This window comes from Vibrio sp. Makdt (genome assembly GCF_027587015.1).
GTDB classification, from domain to species: domain Bacteria; phylum Pseudomonadota; class Gammaproteobacteria; order Enterobacterales; family Vibrionaceae; genus Vibrio; species Vibrio chagasii_B.
In genome coordinates, this window is the sequence record NZ_JAPPTH010000031.1 from 1 (window position 1) to 16522 (window position 16522).

The window sequence follows — 16522 nt, forward strand, 5'->3', positions numbered from 1 at the left end:
TATAACTAAAATATGGAACAAAAGGAGATTACATTATGTCACGTAGAACTGAGCAACAAAGTCACGATGATTTTTGCAATAGAATGCAGAACAACCGACGCAAAAATTCTGGAGTAAGGAGACGAGGCGTATCTCATCGTCATTCATCCCCTGAAAGAGAAGAAGACAAACTGTTTGGAGGTCTTCCATATGTTCATTGGCTTTCTAATGAAATGGATCGAGACAAAGCCTTTGAAGGTGACGATGATTAATGACTGCTGCGCTACCTAATTATCTTACTAGTCTACAACAAGGGAAAGTACAATGAAAAAAACGATGGTAGATGAGTCACACAGAGTTCCAAGTCGTCTGCAATATACGGTGTCTTTTGATTGTGGCTGTTCTTATACAAACGCATCTTGGGCAGGCAAGGAGCAATGTATTGCTATATGTCCAGAACACGATCAGTCCAAAGGTATCGTTCACATTCATTTGACAAGTGGCGTTCGACCTGAACATGCAGAGACATTGAAATCGAATGTCAAAGTTAACTAGAGCGCACTTAAAAATCCGCTATCAGAGTAAGCAAGCGCTATAGTAACTGATGAATTTGAAAGGTAAGGAATCGATTCTTTACGGTCCACTACGACATATCATCCCTTCTCTACAGCTATACTAATTTTACACACCTCCTAAACACTCAAATCTCTTTCATTAATTAACCAATTTAACGCGGTATTGCTCCATTCTTCCTTTATACCTTCGGTGTAAATGAATGAAACGGAGATGCGTATGAATTCCGATCTAGTCAATGGATATTTGAAAGAGCATCTATTTCCAAAGATGACCAAAGAAACAATCGATCAAGCGTTTGGTCACCTGGTCCCAAGATTAGGTGCTGGTGAAATGGTCGAGTTGTTATGCCCTTCCTGTGGAAACAAGGGGACCCACTTTTTAGGCACTGGTAGTTTCAACTGTGAGTCTTGTGGACCTACTTCGATTATCGACGCCTATTCAAACGACCACTCAGTAACAGCACATCGCGCCATTATAGAATTATGTCGCCTAGCCGGTTTGAATATACCTGCTGACATTTACCGTGAACTCACACCTGAAGATATCAAATTCACGGATATCGTTATGGACATCGCGAGAATGAGAGTCTTGCCAAAAGAAGTGGAAGAGTGGGGGCTTTCAGTGGATGAACGCAATGTGCCTGACCATCTATCCTGTATTCCAGACGCTGAACAATTTATCGAATATGTGAACGCTGTTAACGGTTGGATTCCCAATGCCGTTATTGATGCCATCACTGAGTTTCAAGGCGAACCCATCTTATTGTTCGTTAACAAAGGTCGCTTAGTGTTCATTAAACTCAATGGATACAGCTCCGCGAGATCACCATTCATCCGGTCTTACACAAAAGGCACTAATAAAACCAAGCGAGTGTTTGTCTCAGATGATCCACTGTTTATAGATATGTGTTGGTCTAAGGGCCTATCTGCATATTTTATCAATCCAAATTTTATGACCCCGAGAGCGATTGAGTTTCTGAGTGATGAATTCAAATCGAAATCGGTGGTTGCCGTGTGGACCAAAACCAAAAGCCAAGATTACGTATTTAGCCGAGATCAAAAAGTACATCGTTACGATTGGTTTAGTCGTAAGGTTCCAGGTTCTTATCAACGTATTGCGGAGTTAATTCAATGACTATTTTTAATGCAAAATATCAAGCGACGGTGCCTGTGTTAAATTTCGTAAGAGGCTGGGTCATTGTCCTTATTGGGTTTATGTTTTACACCTCACTGGTCAGCTCATCCCATAGCTACCACCCACCGGTGCAAGAAGTGATATCTCTTTGCCTACTTGCCGTCTGCCTGTCTTGGACTGAATTTGTAGAAATCAAAGAGGACACAGTTGAAACTTACTATCGCCATTCGCTACTCACCTTCATAAAAACACCAAGGTTCGTATATGAGATCCAAAGCGATTGGTCTTTAGAAGCTAGACCCAGTTCATTTGGGTATACAATATGGACAGCCAAGAGCGATAACGCTTTAATTCAGATATTTCATACTGGCCATGTGTCTAACTGCTATAGCAAGAACTAAACTGTTCGTAAATTGTTGTATATAGCAAGTATGTTTGACCATTAGAGATTAAATGTATGAATTCGAAATTTGCTTTTTTTTTGGTAGTCTCAATGTCTTTCACTGTCTCTGTGTCAGTTGTCGCGTCTGAATCAGTGCAAGAAGGCGAGGGCAGTTTGAACCAACAATCCCTAAGCCAATTGGTAGAACAGCACGGGGACAAGACTATCGGTGGTTATGAACGGATGAATGAAGATGGCAACATTGAACAGTCTATTTATTCGGTGTCTGTACTCTTGGTCGATGGGGCGGTGAAGGCTGATCTTCATGATAGTGAGCCGGTTAACTAAACGTTTGTAAAAGCACCCACCAGCTCGGCCATAGTTACTTTTGGCATTTCTTGCCTTAGTGGTGGGTTGCAGTTTAGTCAGTGTACCAAAGTCGTAGGCAAGTAAATCTACTGTCGCCAGTGTTAATTTTAGTCTCATAAATAGATTCAATATTGACAATTGAAACTGCGTGTTCAACTAACCAGTTATTTAATCGCTCATGTGCGACATCAATAAGAAGTTCGTTAGCTGTCGTTCTCGTGTTCATACCACATCCTAGAACATTAAATTCGATACGCTTTATCATCATTTTCCCTCTACGTTAGCTGTACCAAGACGCGTTGGTAATCAAGGTAGTCATTTGTTCTACTTCATTAGCGGATAGCGTTAATCTTGCGTCACCATAAGCCAATACAAAAAGACCACTGACATTGACCAATCCACCTTTGGAACTTCCATTAGGCATCGTGTGTTAATGGTTGAAATTAATATAATGTTGCTCGAAGTCATTGGAAGACAAGGGCTTTGAAAATAAAAAGCCCTGAAAACTCTCTATACCTGACGAGGAGTACAAGTGACGTGCTTCCTCCGTTTCTATCCCTTCTAGAGTGGTGTTCAACCCCAACTTTTTAGATAAGCCGACAAAACTTTCCAACACTTTGATGCTTACTTCTTGTGAACGGACATCATGGGACTTAAAGGTGATGAGGCTTCTATCGAATTTGATGGTGTCAAATTTTATGGTCGTCAACATAGTCATGCTATTGTGACCTGCTGTGAAATCGTCAAGCGCCAAAGCTGCTCCTGATTCTTTCAGAATCTCAATGTGTCTGAGCATCAATTGGTTAGTGTCTACCTTGCTTTGTTCAGTAATCTCTATTTCAACCGCAACTTTATGACTCACTACACTGCTTAAAGCATTTGCTATCTTCTCTATTGAATCTGGACACTGTAGGGTGTCGGCGGCAACATTAAACGAAAGCGTAAAGTTGTCTTCAATAGTATGCTCATGCACCCACACTTCCAATTGGTGTATGGCTTGGACTGCAATTTCGGTGTCTATGCTTGAAATTAAACCTTCTTCTATAGAGAAAGGGATGAACTCTGCAGGTGGTATCACGCCATGTTGAGATTCCCACCTGGCCAAAGCTTCACAGCCATTAATTTTACCGCTTTTTTCAGATACCCTACTTTGGAAATAGGGTTTGATCTCGCCGTTTAACAGTGCTTTTCGTATCCTAACGGCGCGTTGACTGCGTTCTCGGATCGCGATGACTTTTTCCATTTGTGTCAACACAAGTCGGTTGCCAAAAATGATACCAATGATAAAACCGCTGCACGCCAAAATCACACTGACTTCGTGAAAGATTGATAGCTCAACTTTACCCTTACCAATCAATATTCCTGCAAGGCAAGCTGCGGCCACCAAAGGTACAAACAGAGATATCGCGAGCACGTTTCTCTCTTTCTGATATTCATTTTGTATTGCGTCCGTCATAGTCACATCTCTTTGCTAAATCCATTACAGTCCGTTCAATTGAACAGCAATCTTAATGACAAGTGTGCAAATAGAGGGCTCAATTTCATGCATAGATTGTACAAATATCGGTTTGAAGCCTCTGAGCTCAATAGGGTGGTGAGATATCCACAAAATTTGTTAGTGGCTGGTGGATAAATACACAAAGTTGATTTGAGTGAATGGTTTAAAGCCTGCAGGGTTCAAGTATCGGATGTATAGAGTCTTTTGAACGACTCAATAGAGTAGAGCAACTTACTGTAGAAATGAAAAAGTCGCGGTTAGGCGACTTTCACTCTGCCATATTTGCATATGGATTCGTCAATACGTTGTCATGGCGCATTATATTGCCACAAACCCATCTTAGGTTGGGCGAGCTATTGTGTTGTCAATTAAACACTCTATTTTCGATGCTTAGGCGATCCTTGACCATAAACATCTGATCCTAATTGCTTATACAATGCCGGATTGACGGTTAGTTTCAGATCATTCGCAGACAAATCAACGGACTCAGCCCATTTTAGAATTTGTATTCTGTCAAATTTCAATCTCGTGAGTAGCATGCTATTTGGCGTTTCAATGGCAATGCAACCTCCACTGATGTTCGCCACACGCAGCTGATTGCCGTAGTGTGGAAACTCTTCATGAAACAGTTTATTGATTTCCGCAAGATCCTTGAGTTTATCTTTGACCGCTGAAAATTTCGTGTCCTGGAACACATCACACAAGCTTGTTGTCGCTCTCATAATTTTCTCCAGTTAGATGAGTACACATAAGGTTGTACACCATTTAATGGAAAACTGAGTGTCTAATAACTTGGGCTTACTTATTGTCTAACTGAGTGTTTTTGGCCTCAAGTTCTTTGATGATCGCCTGTTTCGTCGATAGTTCCTTTTCCTGTGTTTCGTTTTGCTCAGTAAGACGCTTAATATCTTGTTCTAGGCGAGTGTTGAAGGCACCTTGTCTTTCAATGGTGCTTAGGTTCTGACTGTTAGACATTCGTAGCTCAGTCAACTGGTCTGAGAGTGAGGTAAGTCGTTCGGATGCATTACCAAACCTAATCATGGCTTGTTCCAACTCACTGCTTAGGCGAGCATTCTCAGATTTCGATGTGATATATTCGGTTTCAAGTTCCGATAGGTCGGTACTGAATTTGTTTCGACTCTCGCGTAATTCCTGAAGGAGTTGAGCGTCACCTTGAGCCTGTGTTTCAAATCTGATGATCTCACCGGACTTTTGCGTCACAGTGTCACTTAGTTCGGAAATTTGCTTGCGGCAATCTGTAAGCTGATTTTCTAGATTCTTAATCACAGTGACTTGGTTTTCTAGCTTCACCTCGGCTTTAGCTAGTAAACTTTGATGCTTGTCCAATTCGACCTTTAGATTATTCGCATTGTCCTGTAACACACTAATCTCATCACTTAGGCGCGTTTCAATACCTTCACAGTTCTTCTGGCTTTGCTCAAGCTCGGTTTTTAGTTTAGTTATTTCTTTGTCTTTCAATGAAATGGTAGTGTTCGCTTCTTGCAACTGAACACCAGCTAACTCAAGGTCACCCTCAGTTTTCAAAAGGAGTTCGTTGGCCAGATCTGCTTCATCTTTATACATGAGTACTTCGGCATTGTGCTCTGCGTCTTTGGCCGCACTTAACCGAGTAATTTCAGTAGAGAACAATTCAACGAACTCATCACTAAAACCACGCTCGCGGAATAAGTCCATTCGTTTGTTCTTAGCTTGAGTATTCCATTCACGGACATCCACATTGATTGTGCTGGTAGATTTTACATCTGGCATCATCGATAGCACATTTCGCACACTGGTTTTTTCGCCTTTAACGAAGAGCGAATCACAAATCTCGAAAACACGTTGGCGTCGTTGTAACTGTTCTGCGGTAAGGTCTTTCTGTGTGCTGATGTCGCTCATTGGATGGTACTCAAGTTCAGATTTGGATTTCATACATTTTAATCGAACATACACCGAACGTCCACAACGAACGAACACCTGTTCGATGTTCGATTGTGCTATGTGAGACATTGCACCTGATAGGAATCTTATTTTATCTGGTTGCGCACCAACTACGACATTACAACTGCCCTACTCTGTCTAATTAAGTGACACTGTAATGCTTTTAACTAATAACTATGCAGCGGTGATTGTTCATGAGATTGAAAGCTCAAATTTCTCAATTTTCTAGATCTCAGATAATTACAATTATATGTGATCTAGAAAAAATGCGTGGAATTGGTTAGACTGTAACGAACTACGAAAGCATAAGTTGGAAATGATATGGTCGGCACTGAAATCTCACTTCATACGGATTTTTCCCGTTTAAGGCCAGAACATGTTCACCAAGCGATCATGCTCGCACGAAAGCACGGTACATCGAACGAACAGTACCAAAAAATTCAAGATGCTATTCACCATCTTTTGCGAGAGTTCAATAAACGTGAAGAGCGTTATGCTAAGAACTCACTTTCTCAGCTTTATAGCAACTGGTCACGATTTGAGAAATGGTGTCACGAGCATGAACATCACCCATTGCCAGCAGCCGCAGAAACTATCGAATTATTCTTTGAAGATAAGGTCGACGACTTACACCGTAACTCAAATCGATCTTATGCGTGGGCCATTTCAAAAATTCATCGTATCTCGGGTTGTCCGGATCCATTTCTTGATGAAATCGTGCGTGACAAGATGGCCGGTATCTTTCGAAGAAAAGTTGAGGCGGGTGAACGTATTGTACAGGCTTCAGCGTTTCGAGAGAAACACTTAGATAAGATAACCGAATTATGGCGTCATTCCCCTAGCCTACGGTATCGTCGTGATCTGGCTTTGCTGACTGTTGCTTATGAAACCCTACTTCGTGCGTCGGAAATCGCAAACATCCGTTTTGGTCACTTAGAGTACCCAGGTGACGGAACGGCTTTGCTGACTATCCCTATCACGAAATCTAATCATAGTGGCGAACCAGATACAGTGGTGTTTAGTCCAGAAGCTGTTGATATTATTCATGAATACGTAGAATTGGCAGGGCTTGATGACACTGATGAACAAGCTTTCTTGTTCGTCGGTGTGAGCCGACACAACACGCCATATAGACCAAAGTTAATCGACCCAGCCCACCCTGAAAGCGGCAAAAAACATAAGAAAATGACGTCATGGACTATCGAGCAGATCTTCAATAAAGCATGGGAAGCGCTTAATTTGGGCAAGGTTGGTATTGCCACTTTTACTGGCCACAGTGCAAGAGTTGGCGCGTGTCAGGATTTATTGACAGATGGATACACCATCTTGCAAGTACAGCAAGCTGGACGTTGGTCCACACCGGCTATGGTGATGAGGTACGGTCGCGGAATATTGGCAAAAGATGGTGCAATGGCACAGAAACGCGCATCTAGAGGACGAAAATAACCAGTCAGTTGAAGCTCTATTGCTGACAGCTGCAGGGGGGTTATTACCAGCCAAAGCATCTTGCACTTCAATGTCTTAGGTTTTATTTAGCTCAGGATGGAAGCTATTGAAAATCACCTACGTCCGTTTAGTTACCGTTCGGGTATTGTTGAAATTTTACTTAACTCTTCTCCTTGCCACATTAACTCGCATTGTTGTGTTGTTAGATGAATCACAGCTGGATTGGCGAGTACCTTTTTGTTGGCTAGGAGATCGATACGGCAAGCAATACTAATGAGCGGAATGACCAGAACCATAGCTACTAAGCTTTTTAGGTTGTCATACAGCTCTGGTTGGTCAGTCATGAAATGCAGGTAATGTATCTCCAGAAATAAGAAAATACATACTATAGACATCGCATCATTTATCGTTCTTTTTTTTAGCATCCTGCTTTCTCCATTGATCTGACAATCGATATCCATCGGTGGGGATAAATTACACCGAGGTGTTCTATAGTGGTGAGGAACAGGTTCCTAACTGATTTCTAAGACTCATGCTCATAAGTGTATGAATACTCGATGGCAATCAGTTTGGCTGGTGACGTTAACCAAACAAATGCTGAAGTTAAATAAGGTATAACGATCAGCCAAGCCTGTTCGACAATCAATAAAGAGTCGTTGAAACTAAGGAATACAGTCCAAGCTATCAGTGACACGATACAAACTGTTTTCAACCAATTGATTTCAATCTCTCTGTGTACATTTCTTTTCATATACTCGTTTCCTTACAAGATTTAAATGTTATTGATATGGAGTATTGGACTGCGGTCATCACCGCTGATTATCTATGTTCGATATCGGCTTCAGAGTGGACTTTGTATGGCTTATGGCAATCGTCACATTCAAATTCACCACCTGCTGGGTTGACACAAAAACCACCTTGTTCTTCTCCGCAGTGAGGGCAATATAGAGCCACATTCATCGTGTGTAATTCTGTCACTGTCTTCATATTCTCTCCCTGAGATTAACTGTGAGTTTGTTATACATCCTAAGTCTCCCAATTTAACTTCGTATCGGGTTTCAATATTTAGACGATGCTATGGAAGAAGGAAGAACTCAAAGTTGCTCTGCTCGCAGCTTTCTTTTCTGTTTGTAGGCAATGGTTGCCACTACCAAAACGAAGCAACAGGTAATCAGTGTTTCAACGAAACCGAAGAGTTCGCCATTGAAGCTAGTCACTAACATGACATGCGACCCGATACTTAGGATGCTTAACCTGAGTAACGCTTTATCAACAGGCCCCATATAGTCAGTGAGATCGAGTTTGAGCATTATTAGCCACCCTCCTTAACTGTTCTCGGATATAGCCTTCTTGCCACTCGATATGGCATTCAGGGTCAAACTTCTCCCCTTTTCTGCTCGCAATAACTCCTGCTTTGAATTCGGTCGTATAATTCGAGTTAACGGTAAGTGTTGGTTCGCACATCTCACATGCTACTGCCGACAACAAATGAGTAAACATACCTGAGTCATGTCGCTTCTCAGTGATCTCTAAGATTCTGACCAGGGCATGTAACTCGTTACAATTGAATTTGGCCATCGTTAATCGTATGACAGGGGACCATTTCTCATATTTTTCAATGAACCCCTGCTCTCCTGAAAGAAATATTTGTTGTTCACGACATTGGTAAAGCCGTTGAGCTGTAGAAACGATTTTTATTGAAGTCATATCTTTGCCTTTAACGGGAAGGTTTGAACTGCAATTCTGTTTCGTTTGACTGGTGCTTAGGTACTGTGACCTTAGATTGGAAATACTTGCCTCGCGGCAGCTGATTACCCACAGGAACGTGCGCAATCCAGTCATCGAATGCTGGTTTAGAATTCGAGGGGAGTCGTTGCCTTATAAACGGGTCTTTTAGCGTGTCTGCCATTCTTGCTCTCTACTTTGTTAAGTACTACTGAGTTCAGTATCCAACAACCCGATACAGGTATGTTCAAATAAAGAGCTTGAATTGGAGAATAGATTGCGTATGGCAAACGCGGTGGGTAGAAATTAGCAGGCGATTCTAGGTAAGTCGCTCCATTTAGTGGTGTATTGCGGAGACAGCATTTCGCGGCGCATACCCCAAGACTGTCTTGTAGGTGTTCCTTGCGCAGCCAGAAAGATAGTGTCCATTCCATACTTTGCGTTTATTTGATCAAACGAAGCCATTAACTTTGCATTATTTGGTTGTGGGTTAAATAGGTCAGCTTGCTCATGTCTTCCGTCAACGAGGTCAATCAGCCCAACACCGACTTTGTAGTACTGAACACCTTCTTTGTAGAGTGTTTTGGCCAGAGCACAGGCCGCACTGGTTAAGGTATCCACATCAGCTGTCGCGTACTCAAATTTGCGAATCGCTTTGAAACTAACCGGCTTTTCGTCAAAAGGTGAATTTCCTGCAAAGCAAACCAAGACTTTACAAAGTGACTGTTGAGCACGGATCTTTCGCGAGGCAATGCCCACATGCAGACTGATAGCTTGTCTAAGCTCATCGAATTCCGTTATGCGCTTACCCAGACTGCGGGTAGAAAAAACTTGTTGTTTGTCTGCTCTTGCTATGTCGAATGGAATACACTTTTCACCATTGAGCTCCCGTATCGTGCGCTCAACACCGACATCGAATTCTTTTCTCGCTTTTGAAGGTGAAAAATTTGCTAGTTGCGCTGCGGTAGTGATCCCCATAAATTGCAATGCTTTCGTTCGCTTGCGACCAATCCCCCAAACTGAACCCACATCAATAGCCTGGAGAACACGTTGGGTTTCTTTCACTGAATCTAAAACACATACCCCCTGATAACCAGGGAGTTTTTTCGCTGCGTGGTTGGCTAATTTTGAGAGGGTGAGCGTCGGGCCGGTTCCCACACAGACCGGGATCCGACACTCTTTCCATATTGCTTTTCGAATTGCGGCCCCATGCTCTCGTAAACAAGGAATGTTTATGCACTTGTCCAGATTTAGGAAGCTTTCATCGATTGAATAGATCAGTTGTTCAGGTCCAAAACGTGCAATCACTTGCATCATCCGCAAGCTCAAACTGGAGTACAGTTCATAGTTAGATGAGAAGACTGTAACGCCATGTTGCTCACATAATGCCTTGATTTTAAAGTAAGGTTCGAACTTTGGAATGTTCAACGCCTTCGCTTGATTGTTTACCGCAACGGCACAACCATCATTGTTACTGACGGTGATAACCGGCTTTCCACGTAAATCAGGTCTGAAGACTTGATGACACGAATTGTAGAATGAATTGCCATCTATTAATGAATACATGCTTAACCCGAAAACATAGTTGATACACGGTGGAGTCTGATGGAACTCGCTAATACCCCTTCTATTGCGAAGGAGTCTTGTTCATCAATTCTTACCGGCTTCATTGATTCATTCGCACTCAGCAAGCGACGTCCTTTGATATCTAGAATTTTACAAACCAGTTCACCGTTTAGATTGGCAATGATAATATCGTGGTCTTTCGCAGTAAGGGCTCGATCTACAATCAATACATCACCTGAAAAAATCCCAACTCCTTGCATGCTATCTCCCTGTGCCAGCGCTAAAAAAGTTGATGAAGGGTGTTCCACCAGCAATTCATCAAGGCTCAATTCCAGTTGTTTATATTCTGCAGCTGGGGACTCAAAACCCACCACGCCTGCACTCACTGGATAAGTTAATATATTCATAATTTATACTGGTTATTTATACAGTGTGATTCTAGCCCCGAATCTAGATAAAAGGCAAGAGAATGTCTCAGTAGGTAACTAGCGCTATAGAATTTAAGGTGAGATAGAGGTTGAGAGGGCGACATAATGAACAAGAGCCCTGTATACGATAACATAATATGATATCGTGTATATTTAGGTTTCACCTAAACGATGTTAAGTTGTTTAAATCAAAGGGAAAGGCAAGAGGTCACTATGCCATTAGTAAGGTTTGCAATATTAGTTGTTGTACTATTTTTCGCTTGGTTAGCTTTAGTCCACATTTTTAATGACTATGGTACTGGCGTCGGTCTAGTCTGTTTGGGTTTGTTTGTTTTTGTGGGTCATAAGTTATCAAAGAGAACGCTGGCAAAACTTCAGTCTCGCCAGCAATAATTCGTTTACTCGCACACAACACCATCACCGTCTCTGTCAGACATGAATTCGTATGCCGGGTCATGAGCCATTACTGGTGCAATCCCATGATTTCGAGCTTCGGCACAAGTGATACGTCCGTTGTTGTTGTCGTCATACAAGGACAACGCATGCCCCATAGATTGGGTGACGTATTTAGTTGGAGCGCTTCCCGCAGGTGCATAGAATACCATTTCAAAAGACTGACAATTATTGATAACACTCTCCAACGTGTTCGCTTCGACTGGATTTACACTAAGGCCATACTTAGTTTTTATCTCAATGACACGGAACGCGAACCAACATTGGTTTCTTGGCGGTAACCACTCGCCAGCGTCCAAGCCGCATTTTCCAGTAGAACTACAACGGTTCACAGCTGGGGATGCTAGGGTCAAGTTCAATAGATCTGTTGCAAATGCTTTTCTTGTTTCAGGGCTTGCCGCACAGAGCCCACTGTCATGCCCTTCACTGGCTGCAATGATGTGTTCGATGTCTGTCTCTGAAGTTGATTGGTAGTAGGTGCCAGTATAAGGGCCATAAATCTGACCTCCCATACTATCGACTATCGCTGACTCTACTGAAGCGGGATATGGGTATTGGCTTTTCTTATCGTATGGTGAACATCGATGCTCTTCCTTAACTACCAACCCACGCCACATGTCATTTCCCAGTGATGAAAACGAAGCAAGTAAAACAACCAAATACATCGTACTGCGAATAATCCCCATCATAACGTTCTCCATTTATTTGCGTTACATTGTCACTAAGACCAGCAGCCCGATAGAATCTGGGACCACAAACGCTGCCCCTTTTTAAGTCCACGTATATCCACGACTTTTACGGTGACTGGCTTACCTACTAAATCAGTCTCATACTTTTTCCCGGTTATTATGTTATATAAGTTTCCAGATGCATTGGCTAGAGGTATACCCAACTCTTTTGATAGACTTGCAGCAGTGTAATGCACTCCCGACTCCAACATATATGCGGCCATCTCTTGAGTGCTCATCTTGTTGTGAACCTTACTTGGTGTTGTTGTATTCATGGCCATTACACCTCTGTATAGTTACCGGAATCATACTCACGCATAATGGCAGTCTCGGTGAATTCGAGCACTTGTACTTCGCCATCTATCCCACGCGTTTTATCGGAAAATCGCACACGAAGTGTTACTTCAGTATCATCGATAATAGTCGCATGAATTCTTTGTCCATCCGGTGCATAACCTCTACCAGTATTAAATGTCAGTTCGCCTTGCTTCGTTTGCATATCTCAGTTCCTTCAATTGTCTTTGGATTAGATATACAACATCGATGTGTTCTATTAAGCACACTGTCATCACAAGGTTGTGGTTCAACCGGTATTGTGTGTTGCTGTTAGTGGCGTAATATTAGATATTACTAAAGCTATCTATTGTTATATCGAATTTCAGGAAGTTAACAGATGTCTAAGCAGCTCAAACCTGGTGGTCTTCAATACGTGTCTCGTGTCCTAGCAAACAAATATGATGTTTCCCTGTCCACATTCGTACTGATTGATGCCACTCGAAATGGCAATATTATGACAGAGATAGCAGAGCTCTACGGGGTCAATAGAGATGGTAAGGATTCGTATCAATTTCTCAGTGACTTGGTTAAACATGCCAACAAGAAATCCTCTCTTCCAATTTTCAACGTCACGAATATGACGAGATATGACTTAATAGCAATGGGAATTGATCCCGTTTCAGGAAGACGTCCTCGTTGGCTGTCATTGACCAGCTACGGTATGACGATTCTCAAAGACTTCGACAAATTGATGTATGAATGAGGCTCTAACAATCAGAGCCTTTTAATACACGCTATTTAATCAGGACCGACTCTCGCTTTATCGGCTTTTCAATGAAGCGAATTTTTACGATGTGGTTATTCTCAAACCTCTGCTTACCTATAAGTTCACGATACTGTTGATAGGATTTTCCCTTCAGGCCACACTGATTGACGTAGATAGCTACCTTATACACGGTGAAGTCGAGCCAATTTTTACGTTTCTTGTTCACATCGATGACTGCATCACTTAACGTTATCTTTAGTAGTTCCCATAACTTCCCACTAATTACGTGTGTGTTGACGCTGAGTGAGTAAAATCCACTACCATTCAATGCGCTAGTAAACATCTTCATTTCTCTGATCAGTTGGTCTTTTTTGCCTTTTATTGGTTTGTAAGGGTCTGCCAAATGGAGGGTTATATCTGATGCATGTTTCCAACGATTAGTGATCGGATACCACTCCAGCATCAATATCTCGGTGCTACCGAATACTAATTTTATCGGTGTCATTATCACCCAAGTCATGAACGCTACCAATAGGACAAGAGCATAGTTCCAGCCCGATAATAAGCAAGGCCATAGATTCTCTAAGGCCAGGTTCTCGCTATAATTTTTATTGATAAAGGTGTCGTTCCAATTGAATGAATCAAGTGCAAACAAGAGTAGATAAAAAACAGAGAACTTCGTCATAAGTTTGGCCGTCTTACAGAACCGGTGCCAATATTCGGAATGAAACATAGAGAGGTTCATGTGCGTCGGAGCATCGAGCACTATCTTTTCATAGGCGATGTTTCTAATGGCTTTTGCCTGTACGAGTGAGACGCCCATTGCGACTATGAACACATAATCACCAAAATAACAGCTGAGTAAGATACACAGAGTCGGAATGATGTATTTCAGGGTTTGAATAACTACCGTGATGACGTTCATTACGTAATCAGTTAAGAGTGTGAAAGTTGGTTTTAACATAAGAATGTATTCCTTTTGATTTAAACCTACTTAATTTTTCCGAGATTCCAAAATTTTTTTTCATATCCTTCAAAACTACCGTGTACCCACTTTGGATGATGCTATTGTTTGAACTTCAATGCACTTAGCGCACAGGAGAGAGATATGATTTCATGGAGAAATTTGGATGACGGCACTCACGAACTTAAAATTAGTGACGCGTTTAATATCGTGCTCTACCCATCAGCTGGCTATGCCATCGCAACGGGTATCGATAGAAAGATCAGTTTATTTAGCTCTACTCTTGAAGAGCAAAAGCAAGATGTTCAAAGAACGGTAGTCGCTATACTTTTAGACATCGCGGAAAAAGTGTCACCGGATGATGTTAGGTACGGTCGCTAACTAACTTTCTCTGTATCCACATAGAGAGCACACATATCGTGCATAGAATGAGTGAAATATCGGCTAGAGATTTGGTATCGACGCTTAACAATGAAGAAACAGGTTCGATATACATCATGACGACCAAGAGAGTAAAGGCGACTGTCAGCCTCTTATAACCTCTTCCAATAGACATACGCATAATCTTTACTCCATGTTCCAATTTTTGATGGAAAGCAACCCAATTGGCCCTTCTGCTAAACTGAAGGTGACGGCCCAGAGCTTCCACGAAGTGCTTTCGTGTGGGTTCTTAATCCATACGAGAATTGCGGGAGCGGTGCCGCATCCAACCCAAAACCCAAATGTGATATAGAAGATCACCAATAACCATAGTTCTTGCATAAAGTTGAGCTCCTTTAAGTGTCTAGCGCCTTTTCCTCGACGCATTCTTGATGCGCTACTGACAATTGCTTGGTTTCGAGATGCTTCACAACAACCGCATTTTCAATGACCTTTGTATTGCAATAAGGGCATCGAGAAAAGCAATCAACACCTATGTTCTCAACCACTTTCACTGGCAATTTATTCGTCATACAAGGCTCATTTTGTTTTTAACCAATAATTTTATACAATAACATAATACGTTATTTGAGAGTCTTCCAGAATGACAAACCGCAACGCTGATTGGGTGCGATTCTTCAAATTAGAAGAACAGTTCTTCGACGATGTGATCTCTTCTTCAAGTGAAGTGGAGTCATTTGGTTCGCATTGCTACCCAAAATACAGTGAAGAATTTACTGAATCGGGCCATCTTCGTCTGACCAAACCTCAACATATTCGCTGGATAGGTCACGTTAATGGCGATCAAAGCCTGTTCAATAAACTTCAGAAACAAGCCAAAGAAATTTACGACCTTCATCAATCTTTGACACTTTCGGAAAAAAGATGCTCTCGTGAACCTATTTTTTTAGTTGATGCTACGCGTATCGGTGTTTACAAAAACGTTGCGCACTCTTCGAATCTAATCACGAGCTCTGACGAAGTAAGCTTAGTACGAGGTAAATATAGCGATACACCGGAACGCGACATTCAAAACTATAACGACATGCGAAAGGATTTAATTGACCTTGGGTTCAGTACCGCTACCGTTTCGTTAGCTCCAGTAACACTCTCTTTAAAAGTAAGCACGCAAGAGTTAGTGAACTACTTTGGTCGCGAAGATATAGTGTATAGGAGACAAACAGGTCACCAATATCGCAGCCGAGTATATTGGGATCGACAATCTAGACCGATGAAACTTGGTTTCTTTATTAGCTTATCTCCAATTACTTACCATTGCGTTGTCTCTCCAAGAGAATCACGCGAAGACTCGTACCTAAACAGTGGCGAAGCCATTCCTTTCGTCGGTCCTTGCGATGGTGAGTTTTGGATCAGCAAGACCTCATAATGCGGTTTATGAGGTCCCTAACCACTTAACTTATGCTTGCTCTTCGACGTCAGACGATTCGGCAGTCTTTTTCTCAGCGATCATCTTTTTCGTACCACCGATAGCTAACAATAAGCCACCGACAGTTGGAAGTAATTGAAGCATCGCGAGATTTTTAACATCTTGCGGAAGATTGTTTCGTAAAGCTACTTCGGCAATGAATTCAAATAGTGGGTAGCCATTTACTGCGGCTTGGAAAAAAAATGACAGACCGCAACACAGCATTAGTATCAACCCAATGCACGTAATTCTAAAGTTAAAGTTCTTCATGTTGTTGTTCATAATGTACCTTATTTATGCTGACTGATTGGTTCAGTTCATTTATACACGCCCCATTCTCTCCTTTTAGAAATTAGCGAAGCCAATATCGCACCTTAATTGACAAAGCATCGCTTCAGTGACCGACAGCTCGCTAAACGTCACACCAATCTCTTAGTCGTATCAA

At 42.0% G+C, this 16522-nt stretch carries 26 protein-coding genes; 7 read left to right on the top strand and 19 right to left on the bottom strand.

Features of this window, described 5'->3' with window-relative positions; all coding sequences use genetic code 11:
* Nucleotides 1–35 precede the first annotated feature (35 nt).
* The 3 genes from OH460_RS24200 to OH460_RS24210 all read left to right on the top strand — a co-directional run bounded on the left by OH460_RS24200 (nt 36) and on the right by OH460_RS24210 (nt 2419).
* Complete coding sequence (locus OH460_RS24200; protein WP_081231368.1) at nt 36–251, top strand: hypothetical protein; 216 nt, start codon at nt 36–38, stop codon at nt 249–251.
* A 520-nt stretch (nt 252–771) separates the two neighbouring features.
* Nucleotides 772–1689, top strand: coding sequence for a hypothetical protein (locus tag OH460_RS24205; RefSeq protein ID WP_269999812.1), 918 nt, complete (start codon nt 772–774; stop codon nt 1687–1689).
* Nucleotides 1690–2182: 493 nt separating this feature from the next.
* The gene (locus OH460_RS24210) at nt 2183–2419 is read left to right on the top strand and encodes a hypothetical protein (protein ID WP_102423505.1); all 237 of its coding nucleotides are present in this window, start codon (nt 2183–2185) and stop codon (nt 2417–2419) included.
* A 73-nt stretch (nt 2420–2492) separates the two neighbouring features.
* On the opposite strand, the gene OH460_RS24215 is transcribed toward OH460_RS24210, so the two are convergent.
* The 4 genes from OH460_RS24215 to OH460_RS24230 all read right to left on the bottom strand — a co-directional run bounded on the left by OH460_RS24215 (nt 2493) and on the right by OH460_RS24230 (nt 5948).
* Complete coding sequence (locus tag OH460_RS24215; protein ID WP_269999813.1) at nt 2493–2666, bottom strand: hypothetical protein; 174 nt, start codon at nt 2664–2666, stop codon at nt 2493–2495.
* A gap of 204 nt (nt 2667–2870) precedes the next feature.
* Nucleotides 2871–3896, bottom strand: coding sequence for an EAL domain-containing protein (locus tag OH460_RS24220; RefSeq protein WP_269999814.1), 1026 nt, complete (start codon nt 3894–3896; stop codon nt 2871–2873).
* 419 nt (nt 3897–4315) lie between these two features.
* Nucleotides 4316–4660, bottom strand: coding sequence for a hypothetical protein (locus OH460_RS24225; RefSeq protein WP_102423503.1), 345 nt, complete (start codon nt 4658–4660; stop codon nt 4316–4318).
* 76 nt (nt 4661–4736) lie between these two features.
* Complete coding sequence (locus OH460_RS24230; RefSeq protein ID WP_269999815.1) at nt 4737–5948, bottom strand: hypothetical protein; 1212 nt, start codon at nt 5946–5948, stop codon at nt 4737–4739.
* Between the two features lie 252 nt (nt 5949–6200).
* Here OH460_RS24230 and OH460_RS24235 point away from each other — a divergent pair, with 252 nt between their 5' ends.
* The gene (locus OH460_RS24235) at nt 6201–7325 is read left to right on the top strand and encodes a tyrosine-type recombinase/integrase (protein ID WP_102561098.1); all 1125 of its coding nucleotides are present in this window, start codon (nt 6201–6203) and stop codon (nt 7323–7325) included.
* A 131-nt stretch (nt 7326–7456) separates the two neighbouring features.
* Here the strand turns inward: OH460_RS24235 and OH460_RS24240 are convergent, their stop codons facing one another.
* From OH460_RS24240 to OH460_RS24290, 11 genes are all read right to left on the bottom strand, one after another.
* Nucleotides 7457–7750, bottom strand: a complete 294-nt coding sequence (locus tag OH460_RS24240) for a hypothetical protein (RefSeq protein WP_269999816.1) — start codon at nt 7748–7750, stop codon at nt 7457–7459.
* A 98-nt stretch (nt 7751–7848) separates the two neighbouring features.
* A complete protein-coding gene (locus OH460_RS24245; protein ID WP_269999817.1) occupies nt 7849–8076 on the bottom strand; it encodes a hypothetical protein in 228 nt (75 codons plus the stop codon).
* A gap of 68 nt (nt 8077–8144) precedes the next feature.
* Nucleotides 8145–8312 carry a hypothetical protein gene (locus OH460_RS24250; protein WP_269999818.1) on the bottom strand — a complete coding sequence of 56 codons (168 nt, stop codon included), beginning with the start codon at nt 8310–8312 and terminating at the stop codon, nt 8145–8147.
* Nucleotides 8313–8419: 107 nt separating this feature from the next.
* The gene (locus tag OH460_RS24255; protein ID WP_102305829.1) at nt 8420–8635 is read right to left on the bottom strand and encodes a hypothetical protein; all 216 of its coding nucleotides are present in this window, start codon (nt 8633–8635) and stop codon (nt 8420–8422) included.
* A complete protein-coding gene (locus OH460_RS24260; protein ID WP_269999819.1) occupies nt 8613–9032 on the bottom strand; it encodes a hypothetical protein in 420 nt (139 codons plus the stop codon). The genes OH460_RS24255 and OH460_RS24260 overlap by 23 nt, the downstream gene beginning before the upstream one ends.
* A 10-nt stretch (nt 9033–9042) precedes the next feature.
* Nucleotides 9043–9234, bottom strand: a complete 192-nt coding sequence (locus OH460_RS24265; RefSeq protein ID WP_269999820.1) for a hypothetical protein — start codon at nt 9232–9234, stop codon at nt 9043–9045.
* A gap of 122 nt (nt 9235–9356) precedes the next feature.
* Nucleotides 9357–10616 carry a Y-family DNA polymerase gene (locus tag OH460_RS24270; protein ID WP_269999821.1) on the bottom strand — a complete coding sequence of 420 codons (1260 nt, stop codon included), beginning with the start codon at nt 10614–10616 and terminating at the stop codon, nt 9357–9359.
* A 2-nt stretch (nt 10617–10618) separates the two neighbouring features.
* The gene (locus tag OH460_RS24275; protein WP_086715489.1) at nt 10619–11023 is read right to left on the bottom strand and encodes a LexA family protein; all 405 of its coding nucleotides are present in this window, start codon (nt 11021–11023) and stop codon (nt 10619–10621) included.
* 419 nt (nt 11024–11442) lie between these two features.
* A complete protein-coding gene (locus OH460_RS24280) occupies nt 11443–12186 on the bottom strand; it encodes an excalibur calcium-binding domain-containing protein (RefSeq protein WP_269999822.1) in 744 nt (247 codons plus the stop codon).
* A 32-nt stretch (nt 12187–12218) separates the two neighbouring features.
* On the bottom strand, nt 12219–12500 hold the full coding sequence (locus OH460_RS24285) for a hypothetical protein (RefSeq protein WP_133152255.1): 282 nt from the start codon (nt 12498–12500) through the stop codon (nt 12219–12221).
* 5 nt (nt 12501–12505) lie between these two features.
* Nucleotides 12506–12724, bottom strand: coding sequence for a hypothetical protein (locus OH460_RS24290; RefSeq protein ID WP_136987130.1), 219 nt, complete (start codon nt 12722–12724; stop codon nt 12506–12508).
* Nucleotides 12725–12898: 174 nt separating this feature from the next.
* Here OH460_RS24290 and OH460_RS24295 point away from each other — a divergent pair, with 174 nt between their 5' ends.
* On the top strand, nt 12899–13264 hold the full coding sequence (locus OH460_RS24295; protein WP_081231404.1) for a hypothetical protein: 366 nt from the start codon (nt 12899–12901) through the stop codon (nt 13262–13264).
* Nucleotides 13265–13295: 31 nt separating this feature from the next.
* Here OH460_RS24295 and OH460_RS24300 read toward each other — a convergent pair whose 3' ends face one another.
* Complete coding sequence (locus OH460_RS24300; RefSeq protein ID WP_269999823.1) at nt 13296–14231, bottom strand: hypothetical protein; 936 nt, start codon at nt 14229–14231, stop codon at nt 13296–13298.
* Between the two features lie 144 nt (nt 14232–14375).
* Between OH460_RS24300 and OH460_RS24305 the strand changes: the two genes are divergently transcribed.
* Nucleotides 14376–14612 carry a hypothetical protein gene (locus OH460_RS24305; RefSeq protein WP_081231402.1) on the top strand — a complete coding sequence of 79 codons (237 nt, stop codon included), beginning with the start codon at nt 14376–14378 and terminating at the stop codon, nt 14610–14612.
* 186 nt (nt 14613–14798) lie between these two features.
* On the opposite strand, the gene OH460_RS24310 is transcribed toward OH460_RS24305, so the two are convergent.
* Nucleotides 14799–14993, bottom strand: coding sequence for a hypothetical protein (locus tag OH460_RS24310; protein WP_081231401.1), 195 nt, complete (start codon nt 14991–14993; stop codon nt 14799–14801).
* A 14-nt stretch (nt 14994–15007) separates the two neighbouring features.
* The gene (locus tag OH460_RS24315) at nt 15008–15184 is read right to left on the bottom strand and encodes a hypothetical protein (RefSeq protein WP_157936600.1); all 177 of its coding nucleotides are present in this window, start codon (nt 15182–15184) and stop codon (nt 15008–15010) included.
* 71 nt (nt 15185–15255) lie between these two features.
* On the opposite strand from OH460_RS24315, the gene OH460_RS24320 reads away from it, so the two are divergent.
* On the top strand, nt 15256–16038 hold the full coding sequence (locus tag OH460_RS24320) for a hypothetical protein (RefSeq protein ID WP_269999826.1): 783 nt from the start codon (nt 15256–15258) through the stop codon (nt 16036–16038).
* Between the two features lie 30 nt (nt 16039–16068).
* Here the strand turns inward: OH460_RS24320 and OH460_RS24325 are convergent, their stop codons facing one another.
* Nucleotides 16069–16359, bottom strand: coding sequence for a hypothetical protein (locus tag OH460_RS24325; RefSeq protein WP_086715503.1), 291 nt, complete (start codon nt 16357–16359; stop codon nt 16069–16071).
* Between the last annotated feature and the right edge of the window lie 163 nt (nt 16360–16522).